General features: G+C 70.4%; 14 protein-coding genes. 8 read left to right on the top strand and 6 right to left on the bottom strand.

What is annotated here, in order from left to right:
- Positions 1-36: 36 nt before the first annotated feature.
- On the bottom strand, positions 37-438 hold the full coding sequence (locus ABZU76_RS05940) for a DUF5318 domain-containing protein (RefSeq protein WP_354865487.1): 402 nt from the start codon (positions 436-438) through the stop codon (positions 37-39).
- A gap of 267 nt (positions 439-705) precedes the next feature.
- On the opposite strand from ABZU76_RS05940, the gene ABZU76_RS05935 reads away from it, so the two are divergent.
- The gene (locus ABZU76_RS05935) at positions 706-1,251 is read left to right on the top strand and encodes a PadR family transcriptional regulator (protein WP_220245336.1); all 546 of its coding nucleotides are present in this window, start codon (positions 706-708) and stop codon (positions 1,249-1,251) included.
- A 72-nt stretch (positions 1,252-1,323) separates the two neighbouring features.
- On the top strand, positions 1,324-2,412 hold the full coding sequence (locus ABZU76_RS05930) for an inositol-3-phosphate synthase (protein WP_285971412.1): 1,089 nt from the start codon (positions 1,324-1,326) through the stop codon (positions 2,410-2,412).
- 58 nt (positions 2,413-2,470) lie between these two features.
- Here the strand turns inward: ABZU76_RS05930 and ABZU76_RS05925 are convergent, their stop codons facing one another.
- A complete protein-coding gene (locus tag ABZU76_RS05925; RefSeq protein ID WP_354865484.1) occupies positions 2,471-3,112 on the bottom strand; it encodes an HAD family phosphatase in 642 nt (213 codons plus the stop codon).
- A gap of 65 nt (positions 3,113-3,177) precedes the next feature.
- On the opposite strand from ABZU76_RS05925, the gene ABZU76_RS05920 reads away from it, so the two are divergent.
- The 5 genes from ABZU76_RS05920 (at position 3,178) to ABZU76_RS05900 (ending at position 8,884) form a co-directional block, all read left to right on the top strand.
- Positions 3,178-3,684 (top strand): MarR family transcriptional regulator, encoded by a 507-nt coding sequence (locus tag ABZU76_RS05920; RefSeq protein WP_354865482.1) that lies wholly within the window; start codon positions 3,178-3,180, stop codon positions 3,682-3,684.
- The gene (locus ABZU76_RS05915) at positions 3,674-4,894 is read left to right on the top strand and encodes an MFS transporter (RefSeq protein WP_354865480.1); all 1,221 of its coding nucleotides are present in this window, start codon (positions 3,674-3,676) and stop codon (positions 4,892-4,894) included. Before ABZU76_RS05920 ends, ABZU76_RS05915 begins: the two co-directional genes overlap by 11 nt.
- Positions 4,895-4,978: 84 nt before the next feature.
- Positions 4,979-6,430, top strand: a complete 1,452-nt coding sequence (locus ABZU76_RS05910; RefSeq protein WP_354865478.1) for an SdrD B-like domain-containing protein — start codon at positions 4,979-4,981, stop codon at positions 6,428-6,430.
- Between the two features lie 88 nt (positions 6,431-6,518).
- Positions 6,519-8,189, top strand: coding sequence for a hypothetical protein (locus ABZU76_RS05905; RefSeq protein WP_354865476.1), 1,671 nt, complete (start codon positions 6,519-6,521; stop codon positions 8,187-8,189).
- A gap of 17 nt (positions 8,190-8,206) precedes the next feature.
- Entirely contained in the window at positions 8,207-8,884 is a 678-nt protein-coding gene (locus tag ABZU76_RS05900) for an SDR family oxidoreductase (protein ID WP_354865474.1), read from the top strand.
- 121 nt (positions 8,885-9,005) lie between these two features.
- Here the strand turns inward: ABZU76_RS05900 and ABZU76_RS05895 are convergent, their stop codons facing one another.
- Together ABZU76_RS05895 and ABZU76_RS05890 are read right to left on the bottom strand one after the other, a co-directional pair.
- Positions 9,006-10,313 (bottom strand): amidohydrolase, encoded by a 1,308-nt coding sequence (locus tag ABZU76_RS05895; RefSeq protein WP_354865472.1) that lies wholly within the window; start codon positions 10,311-10,313, stop codon positions 9,006-9,008.
- A 34-nt stretch (positions 10,314-10,347) separates the two neighbouring features.
- Positions 10,348-10,827, bottom strand: a complete 480-nt coding sequence (locus ABZU76_RS05890; RefSeq protein WP_354865470.1) for a hypothetical protein — start codon at positions 10,825-10,827, stop codon at positions 10,348-10,350.
- Positions 10,828-10,968: 141 nt separating this feature from the next.
- Here ABZU76_RS05890 and ABZU76_RS05885 point away from each other — a divergent pair, with 141 nt between their 5' ends.
- The gene (locus ABZU76_RS05885) at positions 10,969-11,982 is read left to right on the top strand and encodes a CHRD domain-containing protein (protein WP_354865468.1); all 1,014 of its coding nucleotides are present in this window, start codon (positions 10,969-10,971) and stop codon (positions 11,980-11,982) included.
- A 60-nt stretch (positions 11,983-12,042) separates the two neighbouring features.
- Here ABZU76_RS05885 and ABZU76_RS05880 read toward each other — a convergent pair whose 3' ends face one another.
- Both ABZU76_RS05880 and ABZU76_RS05875 read right to left on the bottom strand, forming a co-directional pair.
- Positions 12,043-12,696: a response regulator transcription factor gene (locus ABZU76_RS05880; RefSeq protein ID WP_354865466.1), complete on the bottom strand. Its 654-nt coding sequence runs from the start codon at positions 12,694-12,696 to the stop codon at positions 12,043-12,045.
- Positions 12,693-14,480, bottom strand: coding sequence for a histidine kinase (locus ABZU76_RS05875; RefSeq protein WP_354865464.1), 1,788 nt, complete (start codon positions 14,478-14,480; stop codon positions 12,693-12,695). Before ABZU76_RS05875 ends, ABZU76_RS05880 begins: the two co-directional genes overlap by 4 nt.
- Positions 14,481-14,628: the final 148 nt, after the last annotated feature.

The following is a 14,628-nucleotide window of genomic DNA, read 5'->3' as shown; positions in this document are numbered from 1 at the left end:
GCGCCGCCCTGTGCTCTGCAGCGGTTTCGATACTCGTCACTGGCCGGCTGTCCTCCGCGGCCGGGTGGGCTGGGGCTCGCCCGTGCCGAGGACGTAGGACAGGACCAGGTGGTTCCAGTGGCACGTCCGGCACACCTCTACGTCGTAGACGGTGAACTCGCCGAACAGCCCCGCCATGCGGGCCAGTTCGTCGGGTGTCCGCGCCGATCCCGAGACGTGCTTCAGCTCGTCGCCGTAGACCCACGACACGAGGGTCAACGGCGCCCGGCGGCACATCGGACAGGCGCGTTCGTCCGGCCTGCCGTGGAACTTCGCCGCACGGAGCAGGTACGGGGTCGCGTCGCACACCTCATGGTCGACGACGCGCCCGGAGCGGACGCCGGCCAGCAGCGCACGGCGCTGCAAGGCGTAGTCCACGACCTGCCGCTGGGTAAGCACGAGGAACAGAGTACGGGCTCTTCCTGTGTGTGCAGTGCCCCCTGCGGGAGGCCACCCAGGGCGACTATTCGGACACGCCGGAAATTCGATAACTCTCTGGTGACGTTCGCCCTGGTCTGGCCACTTCCTGGGGTTACTTCCGCCACTTCGATGTATCGGCGCGATATAGTTGCCGAGTAGGTTGACGGAGGCGGTCGCCCCAGTAGGTCCCACCAGCCACTGGGGCAACGGCGGCCGCTGCGGTTTGTTCCCGTGAGGGGGTGCGGTGTGCTCGAACTCGCGATCCTCGGGTTGCTGCACGAGGCCCCCATGCACGGGTACGTGCTGCGCAAGCGTTTGCACGAGACGCTCGGGATGTTCCGGGCGTTCTCGTACGGCTCGCTGTACCCGACCCTGCGTCGGTTGCTGCGGGCGGGATTCCTCGTCGAGGAGCTCGACGAGGCGGACGACCGGGCCTGGTCCCGGCGCGGCCGCCGCGTCTACAAGCTCACCGCCGAGGGCAAGGAGCGGTTCGCCGAGCTGCTCGGTGACGCGGGTCCGCAGACCTGGGACGACGAGGGGTTCGGCGTCCACCTGGCGTTCTTCTCGCGGACACCGGCCGACGTCAGGATGCGGATCCTGGAGGGCCGGCGGCGTCGCGTGGAAGAGCGTCGCGAGGGTTTGCGCGAGGCGCTGTCCAGGGCCGAGGAGAGGATCGACCGCTACACCCGCGAGCTGCACCGGCTGGGACTCGAGTCGAGCGAGCGGGAGGTGCGCTGGCTCAACGAGCTGATCGCGCACGAACAAGCCGAGCAGCGTGGCCCGCAGGAGTGAGGGCGCGCCGCTCGGGCCGCAACGTCGCGGCCAGACCTGCAGATGAAGTAACGGATTGAAGGAGAAACCGGCATGGGCGAGAACCGCCGCGTTCGGGTGGCCATCGTGGGCGTCGGCAACTGCGCCTCCTCGCTGGTCCAGGGTGTGCAGTACTACCGCGACGCGGATCCCGGCACGCGTGTGCCCGGTTTGATGCACGTCCAGTTCGGCGAATACCACGTCAGCGACATCGACTTCGTCGCCGCGTTCGACGTCGACGCCAAGAAGGTCGGCCACGACCTGTCCGAGGCGATCTTCTCGAGCGAGAACAACACGATCAAGATCGCCGATGTGCCGCCGCTCGGCGTGCCGGTGCAGCGCGGGCACACCTACGACGGGCTCGGGCGGTTCTACCGCGAGACCATCTCGGAGTCGGACGAGGCGCCCGTCGACATCGTCGGCGCGCTGCGCGACGCGAAGGTCGACGTGCTCGTCTCCTACCTGCCCGTGGGTTCGGAAGAGGCCGACAAGTTCTACGCGCAGGCCGCGATCGACGCCAACGTGGCGTTCGTGAACGCGCTGCCCGTGTTCATCGCGTCGGACCCGGTGTGGGCCAAGAAGTTCGAAGACGCCGGCGTGCCGATCGTCGGTGACGACATCAAGTCGCAGGTCGGCGCCACGATCACGCACCGCGTGCTGGCGAAGCTCTTCGAAGACCGCGGCGTGCAGCTCGACCGCACGATGCAGCTCAACGTGGGCGGGAACATGGACTTCCTGAACATGAAGGAGCTCGAGCGCCTCGAGTCGAAGAAGATCTCGAAGACCCAGTCGGTGACCTCGCAGGTCGACCGCGAGCTCGGCAAGGGCAACGTCCACATCGGACCGTCGGACTACGTGCAGTGGCTCGACGACCGCAAGTGGGCCTACGTGCGCCTGGAGGGCCGTGCGTTCGGCGACGTGCCGCTGAACCTGGAGTACAAGCTCGAGGTGTGGGACTCCCCCAACTCGGCCGGCATCATCATCGACGCCGTGCGCGCCGCGAAGATCGCGAAGGACCGCGGCATCGGCGGGCCGATCCTGTCGGCGTCGTCCTACTTCATGAAGTCGCCGCCGGAGCAGTACGACGACTCCACCGCGCGCGACGCGGTCGACAAGTTCATCCGCGGCGAGCTGGAGCGCTGACGCGCTTTTCTCGCCGGCAGAAGGGCTCCTCGGTGTTCCGGGGAGCCCTTCTCGGCGTCTAGAGTCCCAGCGCCGCCGGGAGTTCGTTGATGTCGCGCACCACGGCGGTGGTCTGCTCCAGCACGGCCGGGTCCGGCGGGAAGTGCGGGTTCGGCACCGCGTACACGGCCATCTTCGCCGCCAGCGCGGCTTTCAGCCCGTTGGTCGAGTCCTCCACGGCGGCGCACTGCGCGGCCGGCACGTTCAGCAGCTTCGCCGCGCGCAGGTAGACGTCGGGCGCCGGTTTGCCGGCGCCGACCTCCTCGCTCGACACCGCGACGGGCACCAGCGACGTGAGGTCGCACGCCTGCAGGAACGCCTGGATCAGCACCGGCGGCGACGAGCTCGCGATCGCCACCGGGTAGCGGCGGGCGACGGCGCGGACCACGTCGGGCGCGCCGTCGATCACGGGCGGTCCCGAGGCGTAGCGCTGCGCCATCCGGTCGATCACGGTCCGCGCGATCTCGTCGGGCGTCAGCCGCGCGCCGAGCGTGCCGACCAGGTACGAAGCCCACTCGGGGGTGCTCATCCCTTGCTGTTCTCTGGTCGATTCGGGTAACCAGGTACCGCCGTGCTCCGCGACCACGGTGCGGCGCACCTCGTCCCAAGTCTTTTCCGAGTCCACCAGCACGCCGTCGAGGTCGAAGATCACCGCGTCCATGCCTGCAGCCTAGTCTGTGAGGCGAATTACTTCGCTAGCCTAACTAAATTTGTTAGCCTGGCTAAGTGACTTCCCCGATCGTCGACCTCGCGCACCGGCTCCGGCCGGTCGTGTTCCGGCTGTACTACCTGGTGCGCCGCGAAACCCCGCAGCTGCTGACGCTCACGCAGGGGTCCGTGCTGGCCGAGCTCGTGGGCGGCGGCCCGCGCCGGATGAGCCGGCTCGCGCAGCTCGAAGGCGTGCGGATGCCGTCGATGACTGATGTCGTCGGCCGGCTGGAGCGCCTCGGCATGGTGAGCCGCCGCCCCGATCCCGACGACGGCCGGGCCGTGCTCGTGGAAGCCACCGAGGCGGGCGAGCGCTTCTACGCCGAGCTGCTCGCGGCGCGGGAGGCACAGCTGCGCGAGCGGCTCATGGTGCTCGACGACGCCGAACGCGCCGCGATCGACGCCGCGTTGCCCGCCCTCACGAAGTTGATCAGCGATTTCCACAGTGACGCACCGAAGGCTGATCAACCCGAGAAGGAGTCACCCGAAAACCCGGAGGAGGAACTGATCAGCGATGAGCGCTGAGCACCACTCGAGCCTGCTGGACGCGATCAAGGGTCAGCCCAAGCAGGTGTGGATCACGGCGTTCGCCGCGGTCATCGCGTTCATGGGCATCGGCCTGGTCGACCCGATCCTGCTGTCGATCGCCCAGGGGCTGAACGCCTCACCGTCGCAGGTCACGCTGCTGTTCACGTCGTACCTCGGCGTGCAGGTGATCGCGATGCTGTTCACCGGTTCGATGTCCGCGCGCTTCGGCGCGAAGCGCACCGTGCTGGTCGGGCTGACGTTGATCGTCGCCGCGACCGCGCTGTGCGCCGCGGCCGGTTCGATCGAGCAGCTCGTGGGCCTGCGCGCGGTGTGGGGCCTCGGCAACGCGTTCTTCATCGCCACCGCGCTGTCGGTGATCGTCGGCGCCGCCACAGGCGGGCAGTCCGGCGCGATCCTGCTGTACGAGGCGGCGCTGGGCGTCGGGCTGTCCGTCGGCCCGCTGCTGGGCGCGCTGCTCGGCACGATCTCGTGGCGCGGCCCGTTCCTGGGCACCGCGGTGCTGATGGCCGGCGCGCTCGTGCTGTGCTCGGTGTTCCTGAAGAGCGATTCGCATGAGAAGCGCGAGCCGATCAAGCTGCTCGACCCGATCCGCGCGTTGAGGCACCCGGGTCTGCTGCGCACTTCCGTCGCGTCGGCGCTGTATACGGCGGCGTTCTTCGCGGTGCTGGCGTGGTCGCCGTTCGTGCTGGGCTGGAGCGCGATCGCCGTCGGGCTGATCTTCTGCGGCTGGGGCCTGTGCGTGGCGGTGGCCGGCGTCGCGTTGGCACCGAAGCTCGCCGCGCGGTTCGGCGAACGGCACGCGGCCGCGCTCGCCGTGGTCGGCTACACCGTGCTGATGGTGGTGCTGGCCGTGCCGAACAAGACGGTCGTGGTGATCGGCATCGTGCTCTCGGGGTTGGTTTCGGGGCTGCTGAACACCTTGTTCACGGGCACCGCGATGTCGATCAGCAACGCGCCGCGCCCGGTCGCCAGCGCGGGCTACAACTTCTGCCGGTGGCTCGGCGGCGCCGTCGCGGCCACACTCGTGGGGCACGTCGCCGACTGGCTGGGCTGGGAGCAGGGGCCGTTCGTGATCGCGGCCGCGCTGTGTGTCATCGCCGCGGTGCTGCTGTCGTTGCGGGAGAAGAAAACCGACCCGCACGAGGTGCCGAAGGAAGCCGCGTTGGTGGGCGAAGAGGAACTCTGAGACACGCTGGGCGCATCGGCGTGCGGTAACTCTTTGGAGTGGCTTCCACTGCGCCGAACCCGTGCGGAGTAATAGCTTCGGTGGGTGAGGCGGGCAGGAAAAGTCGCGATCGGACGTTCGGCGGGCGCGTCGGCCTGCACCCTGGTGCTGGCCGGCGCGCTTGTCGTCGTCCTCCCGGGTTCCGCGCCGGCGGCCGACACCTCGGCGTGCGGCGGAGTGGCCCCCAACCCGAGCGTGGAGCAGGCGAACGCGCCCGGCGGAGCACCGGCGGGCTACGTGTTCACTCCTGCCGCGCCCGTGCCGCGCAGCACGCCGCCGGACAAGGTGCCGAAGCTCGTCACGAACTCCGCGCACGCGTCCGACGGCAAGCTCAACGCGCAAATCCAGACGCCCGACGGCCGCGTCAGCTCCGCCACCCAGACCCTGCCCGCGACGCCGGGCGGCATCTACACGCTCTCGGCGGCGACGGGTTCCGTCGGCTCTGCGCTGGCCGACCGCGCCAACGCCCAGTCGACCGGACTGCGCTTCACCGATTCCGCCGGGCGCACGCTCCTGGAGAAATCGCAGAACGTCACGCACGACGTGCAATCCGACGGCAAGCTCTCGCGCCAGGACTTTCCCGCGCAGACGGCGCCGGACAAGACCGCGTCGGTGGTGTTCTTCGCGACCACCAACCGCAACTGGGTGATGTGGGACTGCGTGGACCTGCAGCTCGCCGCGTACACGGTGAAGCTGGAGGTGCAGAACCCCGCCACCGGCGAGTGGGGCCCGTCGGCCACGATCCCCGCCGGCGAGACCGCGCACTACCGCACGACCGTCACGAACTCGGGCTCGCAGCCGCTGACCGGTGTGCTGCTGAAGGACTCGTGGTGCTCGTCGCTGCCGCCCGCGTTCAGCCTGGCGCCCGGCGCGTCGAACGCCGTGTCCTGCGACCACCCCAACCTGGCGGAGAACGACACCGGCCACGTCAACAAGGTTCGGATCACCGGCGTCACCTCGACGAGCGGCACGCTGACCGACCAGTCGGCCACGGCGACGATCACCGTGACGCCGCTGCCGCTGATCGACAAGATCGGCGACCGCGTGTGGCGCGACACCGACCGCAACGGCCTGCAGGACGACGGCGAGCCCGGCGTCGCCGACATTCCCGTGACGCTCAAGGACGGCGCCGGCGGCACCCTCGCCACCACGAAAACCGCGGCCGACGGCTCGTACCTGTTCGACAAGCGCAAGGACGGGACCTACCAGGTCTGCTTCGACGTCTCGCACCTGCCGGACGGGCTCACCGTGACGCGGCAGGCCGTCGGCGACGCGGCGCGCGACTCCGATGCCGACCCGGCCACGGGCTGCACGGCGGCGTTCACCCTCGGCGGGACGACGCACGAGAACCTCAACGCGGACCTCGGGCTGGCACCGCCGCCCCCGCCGCCTCCGGCACCGGCCCCGACGTCGAGCACGACTCCGCCACCGCCTTCGGAAACCCCGGCACCTACGGAAACCCCGGCTCCTTCGGCGAGTCCGGCACCCACGCACTGAAACAATCACGGCATCGCCGCGACCAGCGCCGCGAGTCACCTGTACCCCCGGATGCGAGACTGGGAAAAGACCACCGGGGAGAGGGGCCATGACCACAGCCACCACCGCCACGACGAAATTCGTGGCGGCACCCGCGACGTGGCTCAAGTCCCCCACCACCTGGCTAACCTTCGCGACGCTGGCGCTCTACGCGTACCTCTCGTGGCGCCGCCGCTGGATGTCGGACGACGGGTTGCTCGTCCTGCGCACGGTCCGGCAGATCCTCGCCGGTCACGGGCCCGTGTTCAACGTCGGCGAGCGGGTCGAGGCCAGCACCAGCCCGTTGTGGACCTGGCTGCTGGCCGCGCTCGGCACGATCCCGGGCCCGGCGCTGGAGTGGCTGTCGGTCGGCACCGGCCTGGTCTGCGCGGTCGGTGGGCTGTTCTTCGCGATGGACGGCGCCCGCCGTCTCTACGACGGCCCGGTCGTCCCGGCGGGGGCGCTGATCGTGTGCGCGCTGCCGCCGTTCCGGGACTTCGCGACTTCCGGCCTCGAAACCGGGCTGGCGATGCTGTGGATCGGCCTGACGTGGCGGCTGCTCGTGCGCGGCAAGGCGCCCAAGGCCACGGCGTTCGTGATCGGCCTCGGGGTGCTGGTGCGGCCTGACCTGGCGTTGTTCAGCATCGTCGCGTTCGCCGCGCTGGTCTTGCTGCGGCGGCCGAGCCTGCGGACCGGCCTCGGCTGGCTGGGCGTCGGAATCGCGTTGCCGGTGGCGTACCAGGTTTTCCGCATGGGCTACTACGGCCTGCTCGTGCCGAACACCGCGCTGGCCAAGGAAGCGGGCACGAGCAACTGGTCACGCGGGTTCGACTACCTGCTCGACCTCGTCGACCCGTACTACCTCTGGCTGCCGATCCCGGCGCTGGCGGTCGCGGCGTTCCTGAGCCGGAAGTCGCGGATCCTCACGCTCGCGCCGGTGGCGGGCGCGGTGCTGCTGGCCGCGTACGTGGTGCGCGTCGGCGGCGACTTCATGCACGGCCGGATGCTGCTGCCCGCGTTGTTCGCGCTGCTCCTGCCGGTGATGGCGCTGCCGCTGACGCGCAAGACGTTCGCGCTGCTGGCGGGCGTCGCCGTCTGGTCGGTGGCCGCGGCCGGGTGGCTGCGCGTGCCGTACGCGAACGACCACGCCGCTGTCGGCGTCACCGACGAGCGCGCGTACTGGTCGTGGGTCACCGGGCACGAGCACCCGGTGCTGGCGTCGGACTTCCTGGGCGAGCCGGTGATGCGCGCGGCCGTCGAGGTCACCGACGCGACGCGCGAGCCGGCCGTGCTCGTGTACAGCTACGGGGAAAAGCGCTGGTACACCTTCCCGACGGACCGTCCGTACGTCACGCTCGCGGCCGACAGCATGGGCGCGATCAGCAACCTGGTGTCGCTCGACGTGCGCGTCCACGACGGCTACGGCCTCGCCAGCGACCTCGGCTCGCACTCCACGTCGATTCCCGGCGGGCGGCCTGGGCACTCGAAGTGGCTCACGGCCGCGTGGGAGATCGCCGACGCCGGCCACGGCGACGTCGCGACCGACGGCCGGATGCACGTCTTCACCCCGGCCGAGATCGAAGCCGCCCGGCAGGCGCTGCGCTGCCAGAGCGAGCAGGACGTGCTCACCTCGACGCGGAGCCCTCTGACCTTCAGTCGATTTGTCGACAATTTCGCGGGATCTTTCACCCGCACGGGCATCCGGTTCGACCGCGACCCCCGCGTGGCGGCGTCCTGCTGACGCTTACGGTGGATCGCATGACCGATCTTCCGCTCGCCCTGGTCACCGGTGCCTCGCGTGGCATCGGCGCCGCCGTCGCCCACCAGCTCGCCCCGACGCACCGCGTGCTCCTCGGCGGCCGCGACGAGGCCGCGCTCGAGAAGGTGGCCGCCGAGCTGCCGGGCGCCGAGCCGTGGCGAATCGACCTCACCGACGCGGCTTCGCTGGCGGCCGCCGCTTCGCAGATCGAGCGCCTCGACGTCCTCGTGCACTCCGCCGGGGCCGCCCGGCTGAACACCGTCGCCGAAGCCACCGCCGAAGACTGGCGCGTGAACTACGAGGTCAACGTCGTCGCCGTCGCCGAGCTGACACGCCTGTTGCTGCCCGCCCTGCGCGCCGCGCGCGGCCACGTCGTCGTGATCAACTCCGGCTCGGGCCGGACGTCCCGCGCGGGCTGGGGCCCCTACGCCGCGAGCAAGTTCGCCGCCCGCGCTTTCGCCGACGCGCTGCGCGAAGAAGAACCGGACCTGCGCGTCACCACCGTCTACCCGGGCCGCACCGACACCGACATGCAGCGCGCCGTCATCGCCCACGAGGGCGGCGAGTACGACCCGGCGCGCTTCCTCCGCCCGGACTCCGTGGCGACGGCGGTGCTCACCGCAGTGAGCGCGAGCCCGGAAGCGCACCTGACGGAAGTGATCCTCCGCCCCCGCTGAGGGCGCACGGCTCACCGCGGTCACCTCTCCCCAATGTGGCGTTGGTTGCGTTGGGCGCACCCAATGTGGCGTTCGGTGCGTTGAGCGCACCCAATGCCGCATTGGGGTGATACGGGCCAGGTCAGGCGCGCAGGCGGGCCGCGGTGTCGGCGACGGACGCCTGGATCTTCGCGCGGTCCACGCGCGTCGGCTCCGCGCCGGCGACGACCTGCTCGCCGGCGACCCACACGTCGCGCACACGGCGCGAACCCGCGGCCCACACGAGGTTGGACAGCAGCTGCTCGTCGGGCACGTCCAGGCCGGCGGCGAAGGCCGGGTCGTCGAGGTCGACGTGGACGAGGTCGGCCCAACGGCCCGGCTCCAGGGCGCCGATGTCGGTGCGGCCCAACGCGTCAGCGCCGCCGCGGGTGGCCATGACGAAGACGTCGGCGGCGGTCAGGACCGTGGAGTCGTCGTTGGCGAGGCGGGCGAGCATGGCCGTGAGCTGGAGCTCTTCCCACAGGTCGATGTCGTCGTTGGACGCGGGGCCGTCGGTGCCGAGGCCGATGGCGACGCCGGCCGCGCGCAGGTCCTTGATGCGGGCGATGCCGGACGCGAGCTTCGCGTTCGAGCCCGGGCAGTGGGCCATGCCGACGCCGCGGGCGGCGAAGAGCGCGATGTCCTCGTCGGACAGGTGGATGGAGTGCGCGGCGAGGGTGCGGCCGGCGAACACGCCGAGCGAGTCGAGCAGCGCCGGCACCGAGCCGTACTCCTTGCGCTGGGCGAGGTCCTCGTTCGCGGCCTCCGCCACGTGGATCTGCACCAGCGCGCCCCGCGCGGCCGCCGATTCCGCGGTGGCGCGCAACCCCTCCGGGTTGAGCATGTACGCGGAGTGCGGGCCATAGCCCAGCTCGACCCGGTCGCCGGGGCCGAAGCGCAGGCCGTCGGTGTCGATCCAGCGGTCGATGGCCGCCAGCGACGTGCGCCAGTCCATGCCCGGCAGCTCGATCACCGGCGGCGCCACGAGCACGCGCCCGCCGGTGGTGAGCACCGCGTCCACGAGCTGCTCGCCCTCGAAGTACATCTCCGCGCTGGTCGTGACGCCGTGGCGCAGCATCTCGACGGAACCCAGCAGCATGCCGGTCCGCACGTCCTCGGGCCGCAGCTTCGCCTCGGTCGGCCAGATGATCTCGCGCAGCCACCGCAGCAGCGGCAGGTCGCCACCCATGCCGCGCAGCAGCGTCATGGGGCTGTGCGCGTGGGTGTTCACCAGGCCGGGCAGCAGGATCCCGCCGAGCCGCGTCACCTCGCCGGTGAACTCGGGTGCTTCGGCGACCGGGCCCACGAACGTGATCCGGCCGCTGTCGTCGACGTCCACGACGGCGTCGCGCAGCAGCGAGCAGGCGGGATCGGCGGGCAGGACAACGGGCGCGTGGAAACGGTGTGACATGCGGAGATAGTACGGGCGTCCCAGACAGCTGTGGTCAGGGTGTCTTCTTGATCAGCTTGCCGTCGGCGCCCACGGCGAACCAGAGGTTGTCCACGCCCTGGCCGTCGACGTCGCCCGGACCCTGGTCGCCGACGTAGTAGTACAGCGGCCACTTCCCGTACTTCGCCTGCTCGACACCCGGCGTTCGTTCAGTCGCCGTGAGCAATTTCTGATCCGTGCCCGTGCCCGCGTGGAAATCCTTGTCGCCGGTCAGCGCGGGCCACGTGGCGAGGCAATCGTCGCCACACGTGCTGGTGCCCGAAATGTCATCGGCGAAGGCATAAAGGGTCCTTCCCGAAGAGTCCGTGAGAATGGGGCCGAGGCCGGACTGGCCGATTTTCACCTCACTCGACGACGCCCCTGAGGCCGGTGACGAACCTTCGGGAGCGGAAGCAGATCCGCTGGTCGCGGTGCTTCCGCAGGCAGCGAGGGTGCCGAGCAGGGCGGCACCGGCCAGGACGATCGAGACACGCATGAGAACTCCTCCACCGATTCAAGTCGAATTCGGGACGAGACACGGCGGGCGCGGCGAAACGGTTCAACCGGATTTTCCCCTGAACCATCGAACGCCGGATTCCGTGTCGGCTGGAGAATCCGAAGTGAAAGGACGAACCCCATGCGAGCACGAATCGCTGCCCTCGCCGCCATGACCGCCGGCCTCGGCCTGCTCGGCGCTGTCACCGCCACCGCCAGCCCGATGCCCGGCACCCCGACCACCCCCGACATGCCCGGCATGAACATGGACATGCCGGGCATGGACATGTCCGGCCAGGGCGCCTCGACCCCGGCCAAGGCGCCGGCCAGCCTGTCGACGGCCATTCAGCGCTCCCAGCAGAAGCCGATCTTCCTGCAGGCCAAGCTGACCGGCGCCAACGAGGTCCCGGTGGCCGGCAAGCCCGCCGTCGGCGACCCGAAGGGCAGCGCCACCGGCATCGTCGAGGTGCAGGGCGACAAGGTCACCTACGCGTTCTCGTGGAAGGGCATCAGCGCCCCCACCCTCGGCCACATCCACGAGGGCAAAGCCGGTGTCAACGGCGACGTGAAGGTGCCGCTGTTCGGCACCGCGATGCCCGACACCGTCACGGCGGCTGCCGGCACCGCGACGATCACCGACCAGGCGACGGCCGACGGCCTGCGCAAGAACCCGTCGGGCTTCTACCTCAACCTGCACACCAAGGAGTTCCCCGGCGGCGCGGTGCGCGGCCAGCTCACCCCGCTCCGGTCGTCGGTCGACATGCTGAAGCTGCTGCAGGGCGGTGGCCTGCATGCGTTCATGTCCGGCAACCAGGAGGTCAAGGCCGCCCCGGGCGAGCCGAAGGCCGGTGACCCGAAGGCCAACGCCGTCGGCTTCGTCCGCCCGACCGGCACGCAGGTGCAGTTCTCCTTCGCGTGGTTCGGTCTCCAGCCGACGCTCGCCCACATCCACAAGGGCAACTTCGGCAAGAACGGTGCCGTGGTGGTCCCCCTCATCGGCACGACCGTGCCCGCGGGCGTGTTCGCCGTGTCCGGCACCGCGACCGGCCTCGACTCGGCCCTGGTGAAGGACATCGCGCGGCACCCGCTGTCGTACTACGCGAACCTGCACGACGCCGCCTTCCCGGGTGGCGCCGCGCGTGGCCAGCTCTTCTGATCCAGCACGAAAAACGGGGGCCGGCTCACCCGCCGGCCCCCGTTTTGCGTCGCGAGAAACTCAGTTCACAACCCCGCTGCGCCAAGCCCACGCGGCGATCTCCACCCGGTTGCGCGCTCCGACCTTGCCCTGCACCGAAGCCAGGTGCGTCTTCACCGTCGACAGCGACAAGTACAGCTCCGCGCCGATCTCCGTGTTCGTCAGACCGCGAGCGGCGGCCTTCACCACGTCGAGCTCACGCGCGGTGAGCGGTTCGGACGGCGGGGGCACGTCGCGCTTGTGCCCGTTGGCGCTGTCGAAGTGCTTGAGCAGCCGCACGGTGATCTGCGGCGACACGAGCGCGTCGCCGCGTTCGGCCGCGCGGATGGCCTCGATCAGCAGAGCCGGGCCGGCGTCCTTGAGCAGGAAGCCGCTGGCGCCGTTGCGCAGCGCGGTGTGCACGTACTCGTCGAGGTCGAACGTGGTCACGACCACGACCTTCAGCGGGTCGGTGACGTCCGGGCCGGCGAGCTGCCGCGTGACCTCGAGTCCGTCGAGGCCCGGCATGCGGATGTCGAGCAGGCAGACGTCCGGGCGCAGCTCCCGCGCCTTGGTGACGGCCGAGACGCCGTCGGCGACGTCGGCCACCACCTCGATGTCGTCCTGCGCGTCCAGGATCATGCGGAACCCCATCCGCACCATCTCCTGGTCGTCCGCGATCAGTACCCGGATCACCCGTCATCCCCGTTCGCCTCGAGTGGCAGCCAAGCTTCCACGCGCCAGCCGCCGTCGGGCCCGCGCCCGGCCGTGATCCGGCCGTGCAGCAGGGCGACGCGCTCGCGCATGCCGACCAGACCGTAGCCGCCCGACCCACCGGCCGGTCGGTGAGCCTTCTCCCGGCCGTCGTCGCGCACCGACAGGTGCAGCTCGCGGCCGGTGACCTCGGCGTGGACGAGCGCTTCCGTCGCGTCGGCGGCGTGCTTGCCGACGTTGGTGAGCGACTCCTGCACCAGCCGCAGCGCCGAGCGCCCGACCTCGTGCGGCAGGTCCGGCGGCAGGTCCAGCATCAGCGTGGTCTTGATGCCGTGGTTGGCGCCGTCGACGAGTTTGCGCAGGTCGGCGTCCAGATCGGTGGTGGCCTGCTCGCTCAGGTCACTCGAGCCGGCGGGCGCGTCGCCGCGCATGCTGCGCACGAGCCGCCGCATCGCCGCGAGCGCTTCCGTGCCCGCGTCCTCGATGCGGCCCATCGCCTCGAGCGCGAGTTGCGGGTTCTTCTCGCCCATCATCCGCGCGGCCTGCGCCTGCACCACGATGCCGGTGACGTGATGGGCCACCACGTCGTGCAACTCGCGCGCGAGCGCCATCCGTTCGGTGGTCTGGGCGTCGGTGACGGCGGCCTTCATCACCTGCGTGCGCTCGGAGTCGCGCGAACGCAGGAACATGCCGACCGCGATGGCGATGCCCAGCACCAGGCCCGCGGCCACCACGAGCCCGCCGATCTCCTGCGGATCGGTCAGCGGGCGGAAACCCGGGCGTTTCGCGTTCAGGATCGCGCCGACGCCGACCGCCGCCGTCAGCACGGCGATCCGCGGCCACGCCTTGATCAGCGGCATCGCCCGGACGAGGTTCACCACCACGCCGATCCCGGCCACCATCTGCGCCGCCGGGATCCCGCCCGGGAACTGGTAGTCGTAGCCGAGGCGCAGGAACGGCGTCACCAGGGCCGAGAGCAGAATCAGCCCGGCCACGCCGAGCATCGCATCGGCGGGGCGGCGCGGCGAGAGCACCGCGATCACCGCCGCGCCGATCGAGCAGAACAGCACGGGGAAGCCGCTCGCGCCGCTGTCGTAGGTGAAGCCGAACTCGAACAGCAGCGAAAGTGCGAGTGCGCCGATCAGCGGCCACTGCCCCTTCGCGAGCGCGTTGATCCGCCGAAGCCGGCGCTGCCGTTGCTCACGCTGCACGGACCGCGTGCGACCCGAAGCCCCGATCACCACGGCCGCGACGAGCAGGAAGCTGCCGAACAGCAGTGCCTGCAGGATCGTGGAGTACGAGAGGTCGCCGTACGTGTAGCGCCCGAACACCGCGATCAACGCGCCGACCACGAGCGACGAGATCGCCGCGAACGCCGCCCCCGGGCGGACCTTGCGCGCGACGTAGAAGACCATTTCGGTCCCCGCCACGACCTCGGTGATCGAGAGGTTCGCGAGCACGCTCGAATACGTCGGCGTATGCAGGTAGCGGATGAAGATCGTGAAGAACGCCAGCGCGAACGCCCCGACCATTGCAGCCACGGCCGCCCGCCGGCGCGCCCAGATCGCACACCCGACCATCGCGAAGATGCCGGGCAGCAGCGCGAAGTCGACCCAGCGCGGCCCGACGTCGTCGAGCGCGGCGTCGGTCACGAACACGAGGTCGAACAGCAGTGCCGCGAGCAGCACCACCACGGGCATGCCGAGGCGGCGCACGAGCTCGGTCACGCGTGCGGAAAAGGACGAGGACGGCGGAGCTTGGGACACAACCGAACGGTAGAGGATCTCGGGCCACGCGCACCTTGGCCAGGTGGTTCGAGCCGCATCGGCCGATCGGCCGATGCCGGTGATCGTCGGACTGGCCGTCTGCCCGAAGTGGACACCCGCTCCGATCCGTGAAGGTGGTTCCCAACGA

Source organism: Amycolatopsis sp. NPDC005232 (genome assembly GCF_040607795.1).
Lineage (GTDB): Bacteria > Actinomycetota > Actinomycetes > Mycobacteriales > Pseudonocardiaceae > Amycolatopsis.
Note: the sequence above shows the minus strand (reverse complement) of the source record. Positions and strands in the feature narration are given on the sequence as shown.